Annotated in this window: 16 protein-coding genes; 11 read left to right on the top strand and 5 right to left on the bottom strand. The window is 62.1% G+C overall.

Annotated elements, in window-relative coordinates:
* Positions 1 to 51: 51 nt before the first annotated feature.
* From alr to tsaD, 5 genes are all read left to right on the top strand, one after another.
* Positions 52 to 1365: an alanine racemase gene (gene alr / locus HMPREF2527_RS05200; protein WP_070506887.1), complete on the top strand. Its 1314-nt coding sequence runs from the start codon at positions 52 to 54 to the stop codon at positions 1363 to 1365.
* Positions 1365 to 1964 carry a tRNA (adenosine(37)-N6)-threonylcarbamoyltransferase complex ATPase subunit type 1 TsaE gene (tsaE, locus tag HMPREF2527_RS05195; RefSeq protein WP_049358743.1) on the top strand — a complete coding sequence of 200 codons (600 nt, stop codon included), beginning with the start codon at positions 1365 to 1367 and terminating at the stop codon, positions 1962 to 1964. Before alr ends, tsaE begins: the two co-directional genes overlap by 1 nt.
* Positions 1965 to 1987: 23 nt before the next feature.
* Complete coding sequence (tsaB, locus tag HMPREF2527_RS05190; RefSeq protein ID WP_049341806.1) at positions 1988 to 2815, top strand: tRNA (adenosine(37)-N6)-threonylcarbamoyltransferase complex dimerization subunit type 1 TsaB; 828 nt, start codon at positions 1988 to 1990, stop codon at positions 2813 to 2815.
* A complete protein-coding gene (gene rimI / locus HMPREF2527_RS05185; RefSeq protein WP_049341807.1) occupies positions 2816 to 3325 on the top strand; it encodes a ribosomal protein S18-alanine N-acetyltransferase in 510 nt (169 codons plus the stop codon).
* A gap of 144 nt (positions 3326 to 3469) precedes the next feature.
* Positions 3470 to 4570, top strand: coding sequence for a tRNA (adenosine(37)-N6)-threonylcarbamoyltransferase complex transferase subunit TsaD (gene tsaD / locus HMPREF2527_RS05180; protein ID WP_049346426.1), 1101 nt, complete (start codon positions 3470 to 3472; stop codon positions 4568 to 4570).
* A gap of 169 nt (positions 4571 to 4739) precedes the next feature.
* On the opposite strand, the gene HMPREF2527_RS05175 is transcribed toward tsaD, so the two are convergent.
* Positions 4740 to 5888 (bottom strand): glutamate--cysteine ligase, encoded by a 1149-nt coding sequence (locus HMPREF2527_RS05175; protein WP_070506886.1) that lies wholly within the window; start codon positions 5886 to 5888, stop codon positions 4740 to 4742.
* Between the two features lie 319 nt (positions 5889 to 6207).
* Positions 6208 to 7692, bottom strand: a complete 1485-nt coding sequence (locus HMPREF2527_RS05170) for a class I SAM-dependent methyltransferase (RefSeq protein WP_371326304.1) — start codon at positions 7690 to 7692, stop codon at positions 6208 to 6210.
* Between the two features lie 226 nt (positions 7693 to 7918).
* Here HMPREF2527_RS05170 and groES point away from each other — a divergent pair, with 226 nt between their 5' ends.
* The 5 genes from groES (at position 7919) to guaA (ending at position 14815) form a co-directional block, all read left to right on the top strand.
* On the top strand, positions 7919 to 8206 hold the full coding sequence (gene groES / locus HMPREF2527_RS05165; protein WP_005505066.1) for a co-chaperone GroES: 288 nt from the start codon (positions 7919 to 7921) through the stop codon (positions 8204 to 8206).
* 105 nt (positions 8207 to 8311) lie between these two features.
* Positions 8312 to 9898, top strand: a complete 1587-nt coding sequence (gene groL / locus HMPREF2527_RS05160) for a chaperonin GroEL (protein ID WP_049363229.1) — start codon at positions 8312 to 8314, stop codon at positions 9896 to 9898.
* Positions 9899 to 10208: 310 nt separating this feature from the next.
* A complete protein-coding gene (guaB, locus tag HMPREF2527_RS05155) occupies positions 10209 to 11726 on the top strand; it encodes an IMP dehydrogenase (RefSeq protein ID WP_049363231.1) in 1518 nt (505 codons plus the stop codon).
* Between the two features lie 146 nt (positions 11727 to 11872).
* Positions 11873 to 13003, top strand: coding sequence for a GuaB3 family IMP dehydrogenase-related protein (locus HMPREF2527_RS05150; RefSeq protein ID WP_049363234.1), 1131 nt, complete (start codon positions 11873 to 11875; stop codon positions 13001 to 13003).
* Between the two features lie 219 nt (positions 13004 to 13222).
* The gene (gene guaA / locus HMPREF2527_RS05145; protein ID WP_012903093.1) at positions 13223 to 14815 is read left to right on the top strand and encodes a glutamine-hydrolyzing GMP synthase; all 1593 of its coding nucleotides are present in this window, start codon (positions 13223 to 13225) and stop codon (positions 14813 to 14815) included.
* A 240-nt stretch (positions 14816 to 15055) separates the two neighbouring features.
* On the opposite strand, the gene HMPREF2527_RS09685 is transcribed toward guaA, so the two are convergent.
* A complete protein-coding gene (locus HMPREF2527_RS09685; RefSeq protein ID WP_141744451.1) occupies positions 15056 to 15544 on the bottom strand; it encodes a hypothetical protein in 489 nt (162 codons plus the stop codon).
* Between the two features lie 285 nt (positions 15545 to 15829).
* Between HMPREF2527_RS09685 and HMPREF2527_RS05140 the strand changes: the two genes are divergently transcribed.
* On the top strand, positions 15830 to 16804 hold the full coding sequence (locus HMPREF2527_RS05140; protein ID WP_070506885.1) for an AEC family transporter: 975 nt from the start codon (positions 15830 to 15832) through the stop codon (positions 16802 to 16804).
* A 146-nt stretch (positions 16805 to 16950) separates the two neighbouring features.
* On the opposite strand, the gene HMPREF2527_RS05135 is transcribed toward HMPREF2527_RS05140, so the two are convergent.
* Positions 16951 to 18756, bottom strand: coding sequence for a glycoside hydrolase family 13 protein (locus tag HMPREF2527_RS05135; protein ID WP_070506883.1), 1806 nt, complete (start codon positions 18754 to 18756; stop codon positions 16951 to 16953).
* 125 nt (positions 18757 to 18881) lie between these two features.
* Positions 18882 to 20344, bottom strand: a 1463-nt coding sequence (locus tag HMPREF2527_RS05130; RefSeq protein WP_070506882.1) for a glycoside hydrolase family 13 protein, incomplete at its 5' end; no start/stop codon positions are given.

The following is a 20344-nucleotide window of genomic DNA, read 5'->3' as shown; positions in this document are numbered from 1 at the left end:
GAGGCTGCTCAAGTACAGCCTGTAGTACCCGCCCGTCAGAAACGAAGGACCATGACTCACCCTCAGCAGCCTGCCGAACCGCTTTACTGCCCGCCCTGCGCTCCCGGCCAGGTGGAACGTAGCGCCACGATTGATCTTGACGCGCTGGAATATAATGTGCGCCGACTCAAGGAACTCATTGGCGACCGCGTGCTCATTGCAGTGATTAAGGCGGATGCGTACGGTCACGGCGCGTACCCGGTGGCACGTTCGGCTATTGCAGCCGGCGCTGACCTGCTGGGTGTGGTGCACGTGAACGAGGCGCTGGAACTGCGTGCTGACGGTATTGATGCGCCGCTCATGGCGTGGCTGCACACCCCCTCCACCGATTTTGAGGCTGCACTGCAGGAGAAGATTCGTCTGGGTGTTTCCGGTTGGGACCTGGAGGCGGTTGCCGCCGCCGCTGAATGCACCGGCGAGCGCGCTATCGTGCATCTGAAGGCTGATACCGGTCTGGGCCGTAACGGTGCCACCGCGGCGGATTGGCCTGCGCTGGTGGCTCGCGCCGCTTCCCTGGAGGATGCCGGTCTGATTACGGTTGAGGGTATTTTTAGCCACCTGGCGGTTGCGGATGAGCCGACCCGCGCCGAGACTGCGCAGCAGGTCGATACTTTGGATACTTTTGTGGCTCAGGCTCGTGAGGCTGGCCTGGCCCCGAAGATCGTGCATTTGGCGAACTCCCCGGCGACCCTGACCGCCTCGCTGGAGGGCTGGGACACTGAGGAGCGTCTGCTCGGTGACGGCGTGCGTTGCGGCCTCGCGCTGTACGGTCTTTCCCCGCTGCCGGAGGTGACCGCTGAAGACCTGGGGTTGAAGCCCGTCATGACGGTGGGCAGCTACATTGCCGCCGTGAAGGAAGTTCCTGCAGGTCAGGGTGTTTCCTACGGTCTGCGCTACCACACTCCCAAGGCAACCACCCTGGCGCTTGTGCCGCTCGGCTACGCTGACGGTGTGCCGCGCATTGCGGAGAACGCGCCGGTGCGCATCTACCCGGGCGCGCAGAACGTGGAGAACGGCTCCGTGCCTAATAACGCGGAGGGTACGACCTACCGCGTGGTTGGCCGCGTCGCCATGGACCAGATGGTCGTTGACCTGGGCGAACCCGGCCTGAGCGATCCCGCCCTGGGGTACCTGGGCGCGCCCGCCATCCTTTTTGGCGCTGGCGAGAACCCGCCCGTAGAGGAGTGGGCTGAAGCGGCGCAGACCATTAACTACGAAATCGTGACCCGTATTTCTCCCCGTGTGGAGCGCCTCTACGTCGGCGGCTCCTGGGTTGAAGCTGAGCTGAACGAGCTGTGGGGCACCGGCGAGGAACAGGAGGGCTAATGAGCGCTGAATACATTTCTGCCGCCCTCGACCTGGACGTGACCGGCCCCGACCATACGCGCCGCCTGGCGCTCACCCTGGCGCAGCACCTGAACGCCGGGGACGTACTACTCCTCTCGGGCGAGCTCGGCGCGGGCAAGACCACGTTCACCCGCTCCCTGGGCGAAGGCCTGGGCGTGCGCGAAGGTGTTATCTCACCGACCTTCGTGCTCTCGCGCGTGCACCCAAACCTGCCGGACGGCCCCCGCCCCGGCGGCCCCGACCTGGTGCACGTGGACGCCTACCGCCTCTCCAGTGCCGAAGAGCTCGACGACCTGGACCTGGAGTTCTCCCTGCCGCGCTCGGTGACCGTCATCGAGTGGGGCCGCGATAAGGCTGAGCATCTGAGCGATTCCCGCCTGGAGCTGGACTTCACCCGTCTGACTGGTGCGGATGCGCGCTTTGCCTACTCGGGTGCCGAAGAGTTCAGCTGGGACGACGAAGACGAAAGTGACGAGGACGCGGACACCCCCGAACCTCGCCTGCTGCGGGTGCGCGCCTTCGGCCCCCGCTGGGAGCACGCTTTCGACGCTCTGAAAGAGGCCCTGCAGAGCGCCTAGAGCCCGCGCGTTAGAATGATAGGGTGCTAGTACTTGCCCTTGATTCATCCGCCACCGCATCTGTGGCGCTCGCCCGTGTGCACGGCTCCGAAGCCGGTGCGTCCTTCGAAATCCTCGCCCGCTACGAGAGCGAAGATACCCGCTCCCATGCCGAGGTGATGGGACCCTACGCGCGGGCTGCCCTGCAGGACGCTGGCGTGCGCGGCGAAGACTTGGATGCGATTCTGACCGGTACCGGTCCGGGACCTTTTACGGGTCTGCGTGCCGGTATCGTTACTGCGCGCGCTCTGGGTTTTGCCTGGTCGGTGCCGGTGTACGGCATGATGAGCTTGACCGCCCTGGCTGAGCGCGCTGTATCCGGTGCGGCTGCCGGGGAAGCAGGCGCAGTTGCCGAGGAAGAGAACGTAGAACGAGCGTTCGCTTCTGCTGATCTTATCGAAGATGCTGAGCTGCTCGTACTCTCCGATGCGCGCCGCCGCGAAGTCTACTCCGCCCGCTACCGCGTGAACGCCGAAGGCTACAGCCTGGTGGACGGACCGAACGTATGCCCCGCCTCCGAAATTCTGCCCGGTGGGGATCCCTCCTACGCCTACGGCTACGGCGCCGGCCTGTACTCCGAGGCCCTCGAAGAGCACGGCTGGACCATCGTCGATTCTGCCCGTCAGGTTCACCCCCACGCCGAGTACCTGGTTGCCGCCGCGGCACGCCTGGGCGTAGAGAACCTGAGCGAGGACACCTCCGCCCAGTACCTGCGCGACTCGGACGCAAAGGTCCCCGCCGCAATGCTCGCCCGCCAGCAGAAGCAGGGCGCACAGGCAGCTGCACAGACTGCCGCGCAGAAGGAGAACTAAATGAGCGCTACCGAAAATATCGTGCGAGACGACCTAGCACAGGGTGCCCGCCTGCGCATTGCCGAACTTGCCGACGTGCAGACCATGCACCGCATGGAAACCACACTGTTCCCCGCCGACGCCTGGCACATCGACATGTTCCTCGAAGAGCTGACCCACCCGACCCGAACCTACTACATGCTCGAACTGCCTGCAGAAGGTTCGGAAGATAACGAGGGCAGCTGGCGCGCCATCGGCTACTGCGGAACCATGGTCGTAGCCGACACCGCCGACGTTCAGACCATCGGCGTGCTCCCCGAGTACGAGGGTCACGGCTTCGGTCGCGCCATGCTCGAGCAGATGCACGAGCGCGCCCGCGAGCAGGGAGCCGAGCGTATCCTGCTGGAGGTGCGTGCCGACAACCCGCGCGCCCAGCGCCTCTACGAACGCAACGGCTACCGTGCGATTCACGTACGCCGCGGCTACTACGATGACGGAACCGACGCCATCATTATGGAATGCACGTTCTAAATAGTCCGTGGAGCTAAACGGCAATCCCCGCACTAGGGGCAAGCTTCCACCGCCCTCTACGACGCGGTATCCCTACACCACGGCATCCTTACCTCACTGCAACTAGAAGCACTACGCGCAGACAGCGCAACAGAAAGATAGACTATGAGCACTCGCGAACCCCTCGTGTTGGGCATTGAATCCTCCTGCGACGAGACCGGAATCGGCATTGTGCGCGGCGCGCAGCTGCTGAGCAACACCATTTCCTCCTCGATGGAGGAGCACGTACGCTTTGGCGGCGTGATCCCCGAAATCGCCTCTCGCGCCCACCTGGATGCGATGATTCCCGCCCTCAAGGCGGCACTCGCCGAAGCGGACATCACCCTCGACGAGGTGGACGCCATCGCCGTGACCGCGGGTCCCGGTCTGGCCGGTGCCCTCATGGTGGGTGTTTCCGCGGCGAAGGCGCTCGCCATCGCCACTGGCAAGCCCCTCTACGGCATTAACCACCTGGTCGCCCACGTTGGCGTTGGCCTGCTCGAGGATAACGGCACCGAAGACGGCTCCGACCTGCTGGCGAATGCCGGTTCCGGTGGTCTGGGTGCACTGCTGGTCTCTGGCGGTCACACCGAAATCCTGCAGGTGCGAGACATTACCTCCGATGTGCGCCTGCTCGGCGCGACCCTTGACGATGCCGCAGGCGAGGCCTACGACAAGGTCGCCCGACTGCTCGGCCTGGACTACCCGGGCGGCCCCGCGATTGACCGCGCCGCCGCCGAGGGTAACCGCAACGCCTTCGTGTTCCCGCGCGGCCTGTCGAACCGCAAGTTCATGGGCACCGCCGAGGAGCCCGGTGCGCACCGCTACGATTTCTCCTTCTCCGGCCTGAAGACCGCCGTGGCGCGTGTGATTGAAAGCTTTGAAGCAGCCGGTGAAGAGGTTCCAATTGCCGATATTGCCGCGTCCTTCCAAGAAGCGGTCGTGGACGTCATCACCAAGAAAGCGATGCTTGCCTGCCGCGAGCAGGGCATGAAGACCCTGCTGCTTGGCGGTGGCGTGGCGGCTAACTCGCGCCTGCGTGAGCTGCTTGCCGCCCGATGCGCCTCCGAGGGGGTGCGCCTGATTATCCCGAAGTTCACCCTGTGCACCGATAACGGCGCGATGGTTGCGGCGCTGGGTGCCCGCCTGGTCGCCGCCGGTCGTGAGCCCTCGGGTGTGGACTTCACGACGGATTCCTCGCTGCCGGTAACCACAGTCTGCTTCTAAACGGTCTGCCTCTAAGCAGGCTGCCTCTACAGGGGTCACTAGCGCGAGCCCGTTGATGCGGCTCGCCTCGAAAATGCTCATAGAAATGCCTCGGCACAGTCTCACAAAGGACTGCGCCGAGGCATTTTCTGTATTCAAACTTTAGTTACGGGGGGGCGGGGTAGCGGCCCTAACGCAGCGCTCGCGCACGAGACTGCGCGGCAACATCCAGCGCTACCTCACGCAGAGAGCCGGTCTTCGCAAAGACCGCACGCTGACGATCCGCACCCGTACCCTCGGCGAGGATGCGGCGTACCTGCGCCAGCTCTACCTCGCAGTCAAGGTCGCGTGCTACCGGCTCCAGCTTGGGCAGAAGTAGCTCAAAATCCTCACGCAGGGTACGCTGCACCGGCTCGTTAGAGACCACGATCTTAGCATCCAGGCCGTAGCGGGCAACGCGCCACTTATTCTCCTGAGCGTGCCAGGGGGCGAGCACCTCAATGCTTTCACCCGCCTCAATCTGGCGGGAGAAGTACTCTACCAGGCACTGCGTGAACGCCACGATTGCCGCAACATCCGGCAGGGAGGCGAGGCCATCGCAATAGCGCATCTCAATGGTGCCGTAACGCGGAACCGGGCGAACATCCCAACGGTCCTCGCTCGGGTCGTTGATCACGTCGGTTGCCACGAGTGACTCCAGGTACTCGCTGTACTGCTCCCAGGTGTCAAAGTGGAAGGGCAGACCGTTCGTGGGCAGCTGCTGGTAGAGCTGGGTGCGGTGCGAAGCGTACCCGGTGTCGATTCCGTCCCAGTAGGGGGAGGAGCACGAAAGTGCCAGCAGGTGCGGGCCGTAGTTGGTCAGCGCGTCAATGAGCGGCAGGACCTTATCGCGGGAGTCAATGCCCACGTGCACGTGCACACCGTAAATGACCATGTGGCGGCCCCAATACTGGGCGCGCTCGACCACACGCTGGTAGCGTTCCTTCGCCACGACCGGCTGGTCAGCCCAGTGGGAGAAGGGGTGGGTACCGGCGGGGTAGAACTCAATGCCGAGCTCATCGGTGATGTCGCGCAGGGTATCCGCCAAATCCTGCAGCTGACGGCACGCCTCAGCGACGGTGCGGCAGATGCCCGTCACCACCTCGACGGTGTTCTCCAGGAATTCGCCGGTCACATGCGCCCGGTCGGAGGCGGGCTCAAGCAGTTCGGGGTGGCGCTCGCGCAGGATGGATAGCACCTCGCTGGCGCGCTGGGTCAGTGCGCCGCTTTCACGGTCGATGAGCGCAATCTCCCATTCCACGCCGAGAGTGGACTGCGGGGAGGTAGCAAAGTCGATCATATTGCCTTTCCTGCGTCTGGAAATAGGGTCGTGCATGGTGCCGACTATGGAAGTTATTATCGGTGGGCTCTGCCCGGCTGTGCGCTAGCCGGTGGGAGCCGGCTCCTTGGGGGAGTGCCTCTACTAGGCCGCGTATCTTTGACCAGGCATAGTATCTTTATCCGGCACCGTATCTAGTGTACGGTCTTGCGGTTCCCAGTGCCCTGTCGAGTGCAGAATCCGGAACGGTACCGTAATGAATCGTCATGAACGGTAACCTGTCCTCGGGGCTGGGCAGTCAGGGTTGGGTAGCCAGGGTTGAGTAGTCAAGGCTGGTTAGTTAGGGCTGGCGAGGTTGGAGCGGGCGCACGTGCCAGCCGACGCGTCGTGAATCCCTACCCGAACCGATGCGGGTAAAGACCAGCGTTGCCGGACGGTACGAGGACTCCTGAGTACCCGAAGAAGAATTAGCGTTCTTTTTCTGTTTCTTCTTGGAAGGCTTAGAACCCGCAGAACCCAGTAGTCGCGCCCGCAACTGCTCCGGAACAATATCCACGCCACGCTTCTTAATAGTCAGCGCCGTAAAGCCCTGCTCACGCACCCAATGCTTCAGCTGCTTCTCCTGCAGGGGAATCTCCTCCAGCACCTCGTAGCAGGCAACCAGCGGATGCGCCACCGGCTCGGCAGAACACAGGTACGCCAGGTGCTCATCCAGCAGGTGCGCGCCAATACTCTGCGCAAACTCAGCGACCAGGTGCGAGCGCACAATCGCCGGGGCAGGCTCCAGCAGGTAATCACCGGGCTGAGGTAGGGACACCGGAACGTCAACGCTCTGCTGTGCCTCTTCCGCCGTCAAGGGGCTGCGGAAGTTCACCGCCTCGTAGGGAGGCAGTAGGGCGCAGGTTTCGGCGGTGCCTCCGGTGGATCCTTCGGTGGAGCCTTCGTTGGGGGTAGCCTCTTCCGCAGGCATCTCGCGCGCAGGGGTTTCATGCACAGAGGTCGCCGTGCGAGCCACCCCCTCCTGAGCCAGCGCGTTAAACCAGAGCACCAACTCGGCGAGGGAACCCTCCGACTGGATCCACTCCGCCTCAACGCGCGGGTTGGGGTTCGCCTCCGACGCAATATCTTCGGGTGAGGGGATGCCCTCATGCGGAAAACCGGGGCCCAACTTCACGCCCATCGGCACGCCAGTGCGCGCCAGATTCAGCACGAACGAGAACGGGGGAGAGAACGCCTCCGGATCAAAAAGACGCTCCGTCTGAGCCTTCTTCGCACCGCGCAACTCGCGGCGTGCCGGGTCCATCCACACAATGCCCACCGGCTCACCGGAAGCGTCCAGAAGTTCACCGTGCACATAATCGGTCACATCCCCCGAATACACGCGCGCCTGCGGGCAGAACTCAAGGTTCTTCGCCGCAAAAGAAGCGGTCAGCGGGTCCAACTCCACCGCAACCACGGCACCGCGATCCGCCGCATATACGGCAGAATCCGAGGCGATACCGCACCCCAAATCAGCCACCGTGCCGGCAACAGGGCGCAGACGCTGAGCGCGATAATGCGCAATCACCGGGCGGGTCGCCTGCTCCGCAGCCTCCTGAGTCAGCATGAGCGTGCGGGCGCGCTCGCCGAACTTGGCGCGCGCACGGGTACGAGCCTGCGCCAGCGAAATAATCTGTGCAGACTCCTCGGGGCTGAAACCGCGCGAACGCAAAGAGGTAACGGCGCTGAGCGTATCCGAGCCCAGCGGGTAGAGCTCGTCGGCTGCCGCGAGCGCTTCGGCGCTGAACGGAAGCTCAGCGGCGGGAGTAAAAGGGGATGTAGGCATGCTCCTCATTTTACGGGGTGCCGGTTTTGGTAGGTGGGGAGCCCGATTTGCCCAGCTTTTTGCTCAGCGTTCGCCTTGCGGTGAAACACCCCGGCAGAGGGGCGCTTTTCTTGACCGAAAGCACAGGTGAAACTAGAGTTGAGGTAGCACTCGAGACAGTCATCGGGCGCGCCACTGCGCCGCTGTCTCGCATCAAACGTAAATCCACAACCCGGAGGAACCGATTATGGCTATCAAGCCGCTGGAAGACCGCGTCGTTATCAAGATCGAACAGGCTGAGCAGACCACCGCATCCGGTCTGGTTATCCCCGAAACTGCGAAGGAAAAGCCGCAGGAAGCACGCGTTGTCGCCGTTGGTCCGGGCCGCGTGGATGAGAAGGGCAACCGCATCCCCGTAGACATCAAGGAAGGCGACGTTGTCGTGTTCTCCCGCTACGGTGGCACCGAGGTCAAGTACCAGGGCGAAGAGTACCTGATTCTCTCCGCACGCGACGTTCTGGCAATCGTCGACTAATACTTTCAGATGCTCATGCGCCGTACCGCTCATCCGGTACGGCGCATGAGCTATCATCTGCCCCTCAAATTTTCCTTTCTGTGACGCACTAGGAGTAGCGAACACATGGCTAAGCAGCTTGAATTCAACGATGCCGCCCGCAAGTCCCTGCAGGCTGGCGTCGATAAGCTGGCAAACGCGGTCAAGGTAACCCTCGGTCCGCGCGGGCGCAACGTTGTGCTCGACAAGCAGTGGGGCGCACCCGTCATCACCAATGACGGCGTGTCCATTGCCCGCGAAATTGAACTGGACGACCCGTACGAGAACCTGGGCGCCCAGCTGGCGAAGGAAGTCGCCACCAAGACCAACGACGTAGCCGGTGACGGTACCACCACCGCAACCGTGCTTGCACAGGCACTGGTCAACGAGGGCCTGCGCAATGTCACCAGCGGCGCGGCACCCGCCGACGTCAAGCGCGGCATTGAGGCTGCTGTGGAGGCTGTCTCCGCACGCCTGCTCGAGAACGCACGCCCCGTGCAGGGCCCCGAGGTGGCGCACGTTGCCGCTATCTCCGCCCAGTCCGAGCAGATTGGTGAGCTGCTGGCTCGCGCCTTCGAGAAGGTCGGCCAGGACGGCGTCATCACCATCGAAGACGGCTCCTCCACCGAAATTGAGCTGGACATCACCGAAGGTATGCAGTTCGACAAGGGCTACCTCTCGCCCTCCTTCGTCACCGACGCTGAGCGCGGCGAAGCAGTGCTGGAGAACAGCCTCGTGCTGCTCTACCAGGGCAAGATTTCCACCATCGCAGAAATCATGCCCGTGCTCGAGAAGATCGTTCAGGCGAAGAAGCCGCTGACCATCATCGCAGAAGACGTTGACGGTGAGGCGCTCTCTGCACTGGTCGTGAACAAGCTGCGCGGCACCATCAACGTGGTCGCTCTGAAGGCTCCCGGTTTCGGTGACCGCCGTAAGGCAATCATGCAGGACCTGGCAATTCTGACCGGCGGCACCGTCGTGACCGGCGAGCTCGGCATTGACCTGCCGCAGGTCACCCTGGAGCACCTGGGCTCGGCACGCCGCGTGACCGTCACCAAGTCCCACACCACCATCGTGGACGGCGGCGGTGACCCCGAGGCAATTGAGGATCGCGTGCAGCAGCTGCGCCGCGAAATTGAGCGCGTGGATTCCGAATGGGACCGCGAGAAGCTCAAGGAGCGCCTGGCCAAGCTTGCCGGCGGCGTGGGCGTCATCAAGGTTGGTGCCGCAACTGAGGTTGAGGCGAAGGAACGCAAGCACCGCATCGAGGACGCTGTGTCCTCCACCCGTGCCGCTCTGGAAGAGGGCATCGTCTCCGGTGGCGGTTCCGCACTGGTTCACGCGCTGAAGGCACTGGACGGCATGGACCTGGGCAACCACGACGCAAACGTGGGTGTACAGATCGTTCGCCGAGCCCTGGTTCAGCCGCTGCGCTGGATCGCTGAGAACGCTGGCGAAGACGGCTACGTCATCGTCTCCAAGGTCTCCGAGCTGCCCGTGGGTCATGGCTACAACGCCAAGACCGGCGAGTACGTGGACCTCATCGAAGCCGGCGTGATTGACCCGGTGAAGGTGACCCGTTCGGCCCTGCAGAACGCCTCCTCCATCGCGGCTCTGGTGCTGACCACCGAGACCCTGGTGGTTGAGAAGCCCGAAGAAACTGAAGAAGACTAAATAGTGTGTGTGCCTGGTGCCGCCCCCTCCATCATGGAGGCCGGTACCGGGCACTCGCTGTCGGTAGGCTCGGGCGCGCTCGCGTTCGAAGGGCGCTAGAACCTGCCGACAGCCTCCCGCTGAGGGACGCTTACTATGAGTGCTTCTCAGCAAAGAAATCTTTAGCGGTTTACTATAGAAGGTAAGCTGTTCCCGTTTGCGCTCAAACCACCTTGTGGGGTGCGAGCAGACGGGTTCGTACCGCATCTTGACATATGCAACGTATAGGCTGAGCTTCTCACCGATGAAGCCAGCATCCGAAAGGTAGACAATGACCATTCCCACCGCTCTGTCCGAGGATCCCTTCGGCTTCACCGGCCTGACCTACGATGACGTGCTGTTGCTGCCCGGCAACACTGACGTTATCCCCTCCGATGCGGATACTTCCACCCGCCTGTCCAAGCGCATCACCCTGAACACCCCCATCATCTCCGCCGCAATGGACACCGTGACCGACTCCGCTATGGCAATTGCTATGGCACGTCTGGGCGGTATGGGCGTTATCCACCGCAACCTCTCCATCGAGGACCAGGCTGCACACGTGGACCGCGTCAAGCGCTCCGAGTCCGGCATGATTATCAACCCCGTCACCATTGGTGCTGACGCAACCATCGCCGAATACGACGAGGTCTGTGGCTACTACAGGGTCTCCGGTCTGCCCGTCGTCAGTGAAGAGGGCGTGCTGGAAGGTATCATCACCAACCGCGATATCCGTTACATCTCCCGCTCCGACTACGAGGGCATTCGCGTCCGCGACATCATGACCCCCATGCCGCTGGTCACCGCGCACCCCAGCGTCACCAAGGACGAAGCATTCGCGCTGCTGTCCCACAACAAGATTGAGCGTCTGCCCCTGGTCGACGACGCAGGCAAGCTCGCCGGTCTGATTACCCTGAAGGACTTCGTCAAGACTGAGCAGTACCCCAAGGCCACCAAGGACGAGGACGGCCGCCTGCGTGCCGGCGCTGCTATCGGCTTCTTCGGCGACGGCTACGAGCGCGCAATGACCCTGGTTGAGGCAGGCGTCGACGCACTGTTCGTGGACACCGCAAACGGCCACTCCCAGGGCGTGCTCGACATGATTGCCCGCCTGAAGAAGGACCCCGCCGCAGCACACGTGGACGTCATCGGTGGCCAGGCTGCAACCCGCCTGGGTGCACAGGCAATCATCGACGCCGGCGCTGACGGCGTGAAGGTCGGCGTTGGCCCCGGCTCCATCTGCACCACCCGCATTATCGCCGGTGTTGGTGTTCCCCAGGTGACCGCTATCAACGAGTCCGCTAAGGCAGCAATCCCGGCAGGTGTGCCGCTGATCGCTGACGGCGGTATGCAGCACTCCGGCGAGATCGGCAAGGCACTGGTTGCCGGCGCTGACTCCGTGATGCTCGGCTCCCTGCTGGCTGGTACCACCGAGTCTCCCGGTGAGCTGATCTTCATGAACGGTAAGCAGTACAAGGCATACCGCGGCATGGGTTCGCTCGGCGCAATGCAGACCCGCGGCCGCCACAAGTCCTTCTCCAAGGACCGCTACTTCCAGGCTGACGTCTCCAGCGAAGAGAAGCTGATTCCCGAGGGTATTGAGGGTCAGGTTCCCTTCCGCGGCCCGCTCTCCGCAGTGATTCACCAGCTCGAAGGTGGCCTGCGCCAGACCATGTTCTACGTCGGTTCCCGCACCATCGAGGAGCTCAAGTACAAGGGTCAGTTCGTGCGCATCACCCCCGCAGGTCTGAAGGAATCGCACCCGCACGACATCATGATGACCGTTGAGGCACCGAACTACCGCGCCTAATACGCATCACCAACGATGATTCCCCGCATGGCGTGCACGCCATGCGCCGTTGAGCCCGCCCCATACCCGCTCGGGTATCGGGGCGGGCATCGGCGCGAATAACGCCCAGCGGCACCCCTCAAACCGAATTCGAAAGGATTCACCCCATGTCTGAAATTCAGATTGGCCTCTCCAAGAACGCCCGCCCCACCTACTCCCTGGACGATGTGGCGCTCATTCCCACCCGCCGTACCCGCGACCGCCGCGATGTCGATACCTCCTGGCAGATTGACGCCTTCAAGTTCGACACCCCCATCATTGGTGCGCCCATGGACTCGGTCATGTCCCCGGCGACCGCTATTGCCCTGGGCAAGCTGGGTGGCCTGGGCGTGCTGAACCTTGAGGGCCTGTGGACCCGCTACGAGGACCCGCAGCCGCTGCTCGACGAGATTGTTGAGCTGCCCGAGGCGGACCCCGCCTCCGCCACCACCCGCATGCAGCAGATTTACTCCGAGCCGATCAAGCCGGAACTGATTACTGCACGCCTGGAAGAGATTCGTGACTCCGGCGTGGTTGTTGCCGGCTCCCTGAGCCCGCAGAACACCCAGGAGCACTACGAGACCGTGGTGAAGGCTGGCGTTGAGCTGTTCGTCATCCGCGGCGCATCCGTCTCCGCTGAGCACATTTCGACCTCGCACGAGCCGCTGAACCTGAAGAAGTTCATCTACGAGCTCGACGTTCCGGTCATCGTTGGTGGCGTGGCTGGCTACTCGCAGGCTAAGCACCTGATGCGTACCGGCGCAGCCGGTGTGCTGGTGGGCTTCGGTGGCGGTTCTGCACAGACCACCCGTCAGGGCCTGGGCATTTCTGCACCGATGGCAACCGCTATCGCTGACGTGGCTGCAGCACGTTCGGACTACCTGGATGAGTCCGGCGGCCGTTACGTGCACGTGATCGCTGACGGCTCCCTGGGCCGCTCCGGCGACATGGTGAAGGCGCTCGCACTGGGCGCTGACGCTGTCATGCTGGGCGCTCCGCTGGCTCGCGCATCCGAGGCTCCCGGCCAGGGCTGGTACTGGGGCAACGAGGCGCACTCGCTGGACTTCCCGCGCGGCGTGCGCACCCCGCTCGGTGTTGTAGGCTCCCTGGAGGAGGTCCTGTACGGTCCTTCGCACCACGTGAACGGCACCAGCAACATTGTCGGTGCGCTCAAGCGCGCAATGGCTAACTGCGGCTACCTGGACCTGAAGAAGTTCCAGAAGGCTGACCTGACCGTGGTTCCCTCGTACCGCGGCTAATGTAGCTTTATGAATCACCGCTTGGCGGTTGGCAGGTTTTGGTCTGCCGGTCGCCGGGCGGTGCTTTCTATACGCACGCTCTACTCCCGTTAGGGCATGTAGCGGAACCCCGGGATGGGGGAGTGGCTACGTGCCGTCGGCGGCGTACAGCGATAGCGTAAAATAGATATATCCCCGCGCAAGTGCGCGGATTAGTACCAACACGTTGAGGTAATTTTCGTGACCAACTCTGTGAACCTGGACCAGCTCGAAGAGCGTCCCGTCCTGGTGGTAGATTACGGTGCACAGTACGCACAGCTCATTGCTCGTCGCGTGCGTGAGGCCGGCATCTACTCCGAAATCGTCCCCCACTCCATGAGCACTGAGAAGATGCTCGCCAAGAACCCGGCAGCCATCGTGCTCTCCGGTGGCCCCTCCTCGGTCTACGCCGATGGCGCCCCCAAGGGTGACAAGGCCCTGTTTGAAGCTGGCGTGCCGATCTTCGGTATCTGCTACGGCTTCCAGGTCATGGCCCAGACCCTCGGCGGCACCGTCGCCCAGACCGGTCTGCGCGAATACGGCGCAACCGACGCTGTGATCTGCGCTGAGAACTCCTCCTTCCTGACCGGCACCCCCACCACCCAGAACGTGTGGATGTCTCACGGTGACTCCGTGACCGAAGCCCCCGAAGGCTTCGAGGTGCTGGCAACGACCCCCGGCGCATCCGTGGCAGCATTCGTGGATGAGTCCCGCAAGCTCGGCGGCGTGCAGTGGCACCCCGAGGTGAAGCACTCCGACTACGGCCAGGTCGCCCTGGAGAACTTCCTCTACAATGTGGCAGGTCTGAAGCCCACCTGGTCCACCAACAACATCATCGAAGAGCAGGTTGCTAAGATTCGCGAGCAGGTCGGTAGCGACCGCGTCATCTGCGCGCTCTCCGGCGGCGTTGACTCCTCCGTGGCAGCAGCACTCGTGCACAAGGCTGTTGGTGACCAGCTCACCTGCTTCTTCATTGACCACGGTCTGCTCCGTGAGGGCGAGCGTGAACAGGTCGAGCAGGACTACGCAGCCTCCATGGGTATCAAGGTCATCACCATCGACGAGTCGGAGCGTTTCCTCTCCGCTCTCGAGGGCGTCACCGAGCCCGAGGCGAAGCGTAAGGCTATCGGCCGCGAGTTCATCCGCTCCTTCGAAGAGGCACAGCGCAAGCTGATTGCCGAAGCGGGCGAAGAGGGCGCAGACATCAAGTTCCTGGTCCAGGGCACCCTGTACCCGGACGTTGTCGAGTCCGGCGGTGGCGACGGCACCGCAAACATTAAGAGCCACCACAACGTGGGCGGCCTCCCCGACGACCTGACCTTCGAACTGGTTGAGCCGCTGCGCACCCTGTTCAAGGACGAGGTTCGCGCTATCGGTCGTGAGCTCGGCGTTCCCGAGAAGATCGTGGCACGTCAGCCGTTCCCCGGCCCCGGCCTGGGCATCCGCATTGTCGGCGAGGTTAATCGCGAGAACCTGGAGACCCTGCGTGCCGCTGACGCTATCGTGCGTGAAGAGCTGACCGCAGCAGGTCAGGATGAGCACATCTGGCAGTGCCCCGTGGTTCTGCTGGCTGGCGTTCGTTCCGTGGGCGTTCAGGGTGACGGCCGTACTTACGGCCACCCGATTGTTCTGCGCCCGGTCTCTTCGGAAGACGCAATGACCGCTGACTGGTCGCGCCTGCCGTACGACCTGCTGGCTAAGATCTCGAACCGTATTACCAACGAGGTCAAGGACGTTAACCGAGTGGTGCTGGACGTTACCTCCAAGCCCCCGGGAACCATTGAGTGGGAGTAATCCCGCTTTGGGCTACCTAGCTTTGTAGCTGGGAGCCTGTGAAGGAGCCGCCCGGTGCATCCGTTTGTGGATGCGCCAGGTGGCTCCTTGCATTAAGTCGTGTAGAAAAGGGGAGAAGGGTTTTGGGGCGTATTAAAAAATCCTCATTTATTTTTTAAACGCGGGGTCTAAATAAAAGAAATGCATTCCGAAAATACCCGAAAAAACATGCCGAAAAACTACACCCAGATATAAACCTTTTTAGTGTGGGTGATGCGGGTGACGAATCGAATCACGCCAATGAGCGCTCGACCCCAACCCAAAATGCAAAGCAAAAAACGTACCAAAACAGCAGAAGCCAAACGCGCACGCCATGTACACACCATAGGTCAGCATCACAAACTCAGAATCATGGCTCAGACCCGACGCCACAATCATCGTCAACGAAACAGCCAGAATGACAAGCCATGCAGCGCTCGCAGCCGCAATCAGCCACGAGATAGCACTCAGCACCGGGTGCGGGACCCTAAACGTACGCTCGGGGCCGCTCACAGGCGCTATGGGCGCGGCAGAAGCTACGGTAGCCTCAACCACCATGCTCGAAGTATTAGGGGTTGAGGGAGCCGAAGAAGAACGCCACGGAATATGGGCATCAGCATGCTGACTGGGAACCTGCGCCGGACGCTGCGGGACGCCTCCAGATTCGGGAGGGGACGAAAGATACGGCTGCTGCATTGCGGGCTCCTGCATATTTAGCCTCACGGGAGAAGGAACAGCCTAGTTCCTAATCTCGTAAGAAATGAGTGTCGGCGATAGATTGAAAGAATACGCTGAAAATATATCCTTTCTATATTTCAAGATTAGAAGCGAACCGCATAAAAAACGAGGGTTTGGCGGAATATGATGCAATATGACGCGAAAAATCCGAAAACCACAGAGAAAAAATAATCAACCTCAACCTGAAGGTTCAGGGTAGGGTTATTAGACACGCCCTAACGCGGCAAAAACAGCAGAGCTACAGCGAAAGGAACGAGCATGGGAATCATCCTCCCACTCATCTACCTAGGTCTAGGTCTGGGGCTCGCGCTACTGCTACCCGATCGCTGGAGCACCCGCCTCAAAGAAGACGCCTCAACCCTGCTGACCCGCTGGATCATTCCCGCCGTCATCATCTACACTGTCGCAACCAGCCGTCCCGAACTGTTCTTTGTCGCCGCCTCCACCATGGTGTTGATGCTCCTCGGCGTGCTCTGTGCCGGGCGCATCACCGGCGACCCCGTGCAGAAGCTCGCCTTCGTCTACCTGAACGCGGGACTCTTCGGCATCCCTGTGGTTGCCGGATTCTGGGGCGAGGAAGCCGTGCGCGTGTACATTGGCGCGTATATCGGCAACTCCATCATGGGCAATATCCTGGGCACCTCGCTGCTACGCGGTGGTTCCAAGACAGAGGCCGGGGTAGGGGAGGGCAACGCACCGGATGCACGAGCCGCTAGGAGCCGTGGCGGAACCCTCCGCACGGTACTGCGGGGTCTGCGTACCAGCCCGCCCGTTATCGCCGTGGTGGTGGGACTGCTCTGCCTGCCCGCCGGGCCCATCCTGAGCCAGTACGGGGCGGGTTTCTACCGGGTGCTCACCTGGGTTTTCAGCTTTATCGGAATGATCGTGCTGGGTATGTGGCTCGGCGCCGCCAAACTGCACCGCACAGACCTGACCCGCGCCGCCGGATGGGCTCTCCTACGCGCCGGGCTCGTGAGCGTCTACAGCGTCGGCGTGCTGGCGCTTGCCCGCTGGGCACACGATACGGCGGGCGTGCACTTCGACCAGCTGCTCGCGCATCCGCAGGTGCTCTTCATCCTTGCGGTCCTGCCGCCAGCCGCGAACATCGTCATCTTAGAAACCCACTACCGGCACGAAGGCACCGCAGCCCCCGTCATTGCCGCCGGGGCGGTCGTCAGCGTGGGAATGATTGCGCTCGCCGTGCCGATTCTGCAGTTCGTCTTCGCCAGCTAAGTAGAGCCGCCAGCTAAGCAGAGCCAAGAAAGCACGCCGGGAGAACACAGGAGACAACACAAAAGGAGGGCGGGGCATAAGCCTCACCCTCCTTCTGCTGTCTATCACCTTATCGGCACGCGGTAGCACTCAACGAGCTACAGCGCTTAGCGAACGATGTGGTACACCTTCGCCTCGTAGGGGCGCAGGGTCGAACCCGCGTCGTCCTTGTAGTTCGAGCTCACCAGCTCAACACGAGCACCAGCCTCACGAGTCTCAGAAAGCACAGCAAAGTCGCGCTCCTGCTCCTCAGCGGTGAAGTTCGAAACAACCAGCAAAGACTCGTTCGCGGGGCTGCCATCCGCACCACCGGTACGGGTGTACGCGTACACAGCCTCGTCCTCGTTGTGCGGAACCTGAACCGAATCCACCGGAGCGAAGGATGCGTAAACCATCAGGTCCTTCAGCTTGCCGCGGCGCAGAGCCACCAGCTGCTGGTAGTGGTAGAAGATCGAATCCTCATCAGCCAGAACAGCCTCAGCGTTAATCGCCGGGTAGTTCGGGTTCACAGCAATCCACGGGGTCACACCCTCGGGGCTGAAACCACCGTTAGCGGAGGCATCCCACTGAACCGGGGTACGAGCGTTATCGCGGCCCTTAATGTAAATCGCCTGCATCGCCTCTTCGTGGCTCAGACGCTTGTGGTCAACGTGCATGTCCTCGTAGAAACGGATCGAGTCACCATCGCGGTAGTCCTCAATCGAATCGAACTTCACGTTGGTCATGCCGATTTCTTCACCCTGGTAAATGTACGGGGTGCCCTGCATGAAGTGCAGGGTGGTCGCCAGCTGCTTAGCGGACAGGGTTCGGAACTCATCCGAATCGTTACCGAAACGGGAGACAACGCGCGGCTGGTCGTGGTTGTTCCAGTACAGCGAACCCCAGGCGTTACCCTCAAGGGTGGTCTGCCAGTCGTTCAGGATGCGCTTGAGCTCGGTCAGCTTGTACGGCGCGTAGGACCACTTACCGCCCAGCTTGCCGTTCGGGTCGTTATCCACGCCCATGTGATCGAAGTGGAAGATCATGTTCAGCTCACCGGTGTGGTAGCCAGCCCACAGCTTAGCGTCCTCGGGGCTGGTTGCGCTGGTCTCGCCCACGGTCATCACGTCGTAGCGGCTGAAGGTCTCGCGGGTGAGCTCCTTCATCCACGGGTGCACCATGGTGCCGTTCGTAATGACGAAAGGACTCGAGGAGGTGTGCTTCTCGTAGTCGGTGGAGGGGTCATCCGGGTAGCCCTCGGGCTTGGAGATGATGTTGATAGCGTCCAGGCGGAAGCCGTCAACGCCCTTGTCCAGCCACCAGCGGACCATGGAGTACAGGTCCTCGCGAACCTTCTCGTTCTCCCAGTTCAGGTCGGGCTGTTCCTTGAAGAAGATGTGCAGGTAGAACTGGCCGGTCGCCTCGTCCCACTCCCACGCCGGGCCGCCGAACTCGGATGCCCAGTTGTTCGGAGGAATCGGGTTGCCGTCCTCGTCGAAGCCCTTCGGGTCCTTCCAAATGTAGTAGTCGCGGTAGGGGTTGTCCTTGGAGGAGCGAGATTCCTTGAACCAGGGGTGTTCATCGGAGGTGTGGTTTGCGACCAAGTCCATCAGGATCTTGATGCCGTGCTTGTGGGCGGTCTCAAGCATCTCGTCGAAGTCTTCCATGGTGCCGAAGTCACTCATGATGGCGAAGTAGTCAGAGATGTCGTAGCCGTTATCCACGTTCGGCGAATCGAACACGGGGGAGAGCCAGATGACGTTGATGCCCAGCTTAGCCAGGTAGGGCAGCTTCTCGGTGATACCCTTCAGATCGCCGATGCCGTCGCCGTTTGCGTCGTTGAAGGAGCGGGGGTACACCTGGTACACCACGGCTTCCTTCCACCACTGGCGGCCCTCGTAGGAGGGAACCTCGTATGCCTCGGAGTTGCTCATAATTGCCTTTCTGTACCGGCGGGTTACGCCGAAGAGGAAAAAGGTGTCTGTGATTGAAGTATAGGGCGAGGGGGACCGGAATGTCTGTAGCTGGTCCCCCTTCGCACAGTATGAGTGGGGTACGACTACTTGGCGTTACCGAAGAGGTACACCTTCGCCTCGTAGGGGCGCAACAGGGTGCCCTCGTCGGTGAACTCGCGGTTCTCATCGCGATAGTTCGAGCTAATCAGCTTCGGGGCGTTCTCGATTGCCTTCAGCTCAGTCGGGGAGAGCGCCTGCGAGTTGGTTAGCACCACCGAATCCAGGTTGCCGCCCGCGTAGTTCAGCTGAACGGTGTCATCGGTGAAGTTGGCGACGACCAACAGGGCGCGCTCGCCGGTTGCGGCGGCGTCCTCGTCAGAGTTCACGCGCAGGTAGGCGTAGACCTGGTCGTCCTCTTCATCCAGCAGGCGGTACTCGCCGGTCAGGACGATTGGGTGCTCGCGGCGCAGGCTAATCAGGTCGCGGTAGTGGTAGAACACCGAATCCGGGTTAGCCAGCTCGGACTCCGCATTAATCTCGGTGTAACGCGGGTTCAGCTTCAGCCACGGGGTGCCGGTGGTGAAACCTGCGTTCTCGCCGGCGTTCCACTGCATGGGGGTGCGGGCGTTATCGCGGCCGGAGGCGCTGATGTAGCGCAGCATGTCCTCAGCGGAAACGCGGCCCGACTCCTCAACGTACTTGCGCCAGGAGTCGTGAATCTCCAGGTCGTTATAGTCCTTCACATCGTCGAAGAAGACGTTGGTCATGCCCAGCTCTTCACCCTGGTAGATGTAGGGGGTGCCCTGCATCAGGTGTAGCACGGTGCCGAGCATCTTGGCGCTGACGGTGCGGTACTCGGGGGAGTCGTTACCGAAGCGGGAGACGGTGCGCGGCTGGTCGTGGTTGTTCCAGTACAGGGAGTTCCAGCCGCGGCCGTGCAGGCCCTCCTGCCAGTGGGTGAGGACCTTCTTGAGGTCAACCAGGTTGAAGCGGCGGTCGGACCACTTGCCGGTCACGCCACCTTCGGAGGCGTCTACGTCCATGTGCTCGAACTGGAAGACCATCTGCAGCTCGTTGCGGTCGAAACCGGTGTAGAGTGCGGCGTCGTCCACGGTCACGCAGGGGGTTTCGCCCACGGTCATGACCGGGTACTTGCTCAGGACCTCGCGGTTCATCTCCTGCAGGAATTCGTGCACGCGCGGGCCGTTCGCTGCGACAGCCAGGGAGTTGTCGAGGCCGCCAGCGAGGACTGCCGGGTCCTCGGGGAAGGAGAGGTCCTTAGAAATTAGGTTGATGACGTCCATGCGGAAGCCGTCCACGCCCTTGTCCAGCCAGAAGCGCATGATGTCGTAGACCTCTTCGCGGACCTTCGGGTTCTCCCAGTTCAGGTCGGGCTGCTTGACGGAGAAGTAGTGCAGGTAGAACTGGCCGGTCGCCTCGTCCCATTCCCACACGGAGGGGCTGAAGCAGGAAATCCAGTTGTTCGGCGGAATCGGCTTGCCGTCCTCGTCGAAGCCCTTGGGGTCGCGCCAGATGTAGTAGTCGCGGTAGGGGTTGTCCTTGGAGG

This window comes from Rothia sp. HMSC071B01 (assembly GCF_001808945.1).
GTDB lineage: Bacteria > Actinomycetota > Actinomycetes > Actinomycetales > Micrococcaceae > Rothia.
The sequence above is the reverse complement of the archived record's forward strand: the minus strand, read 5'-3'. Positions and strand labels throughout refer to the sequence as shown.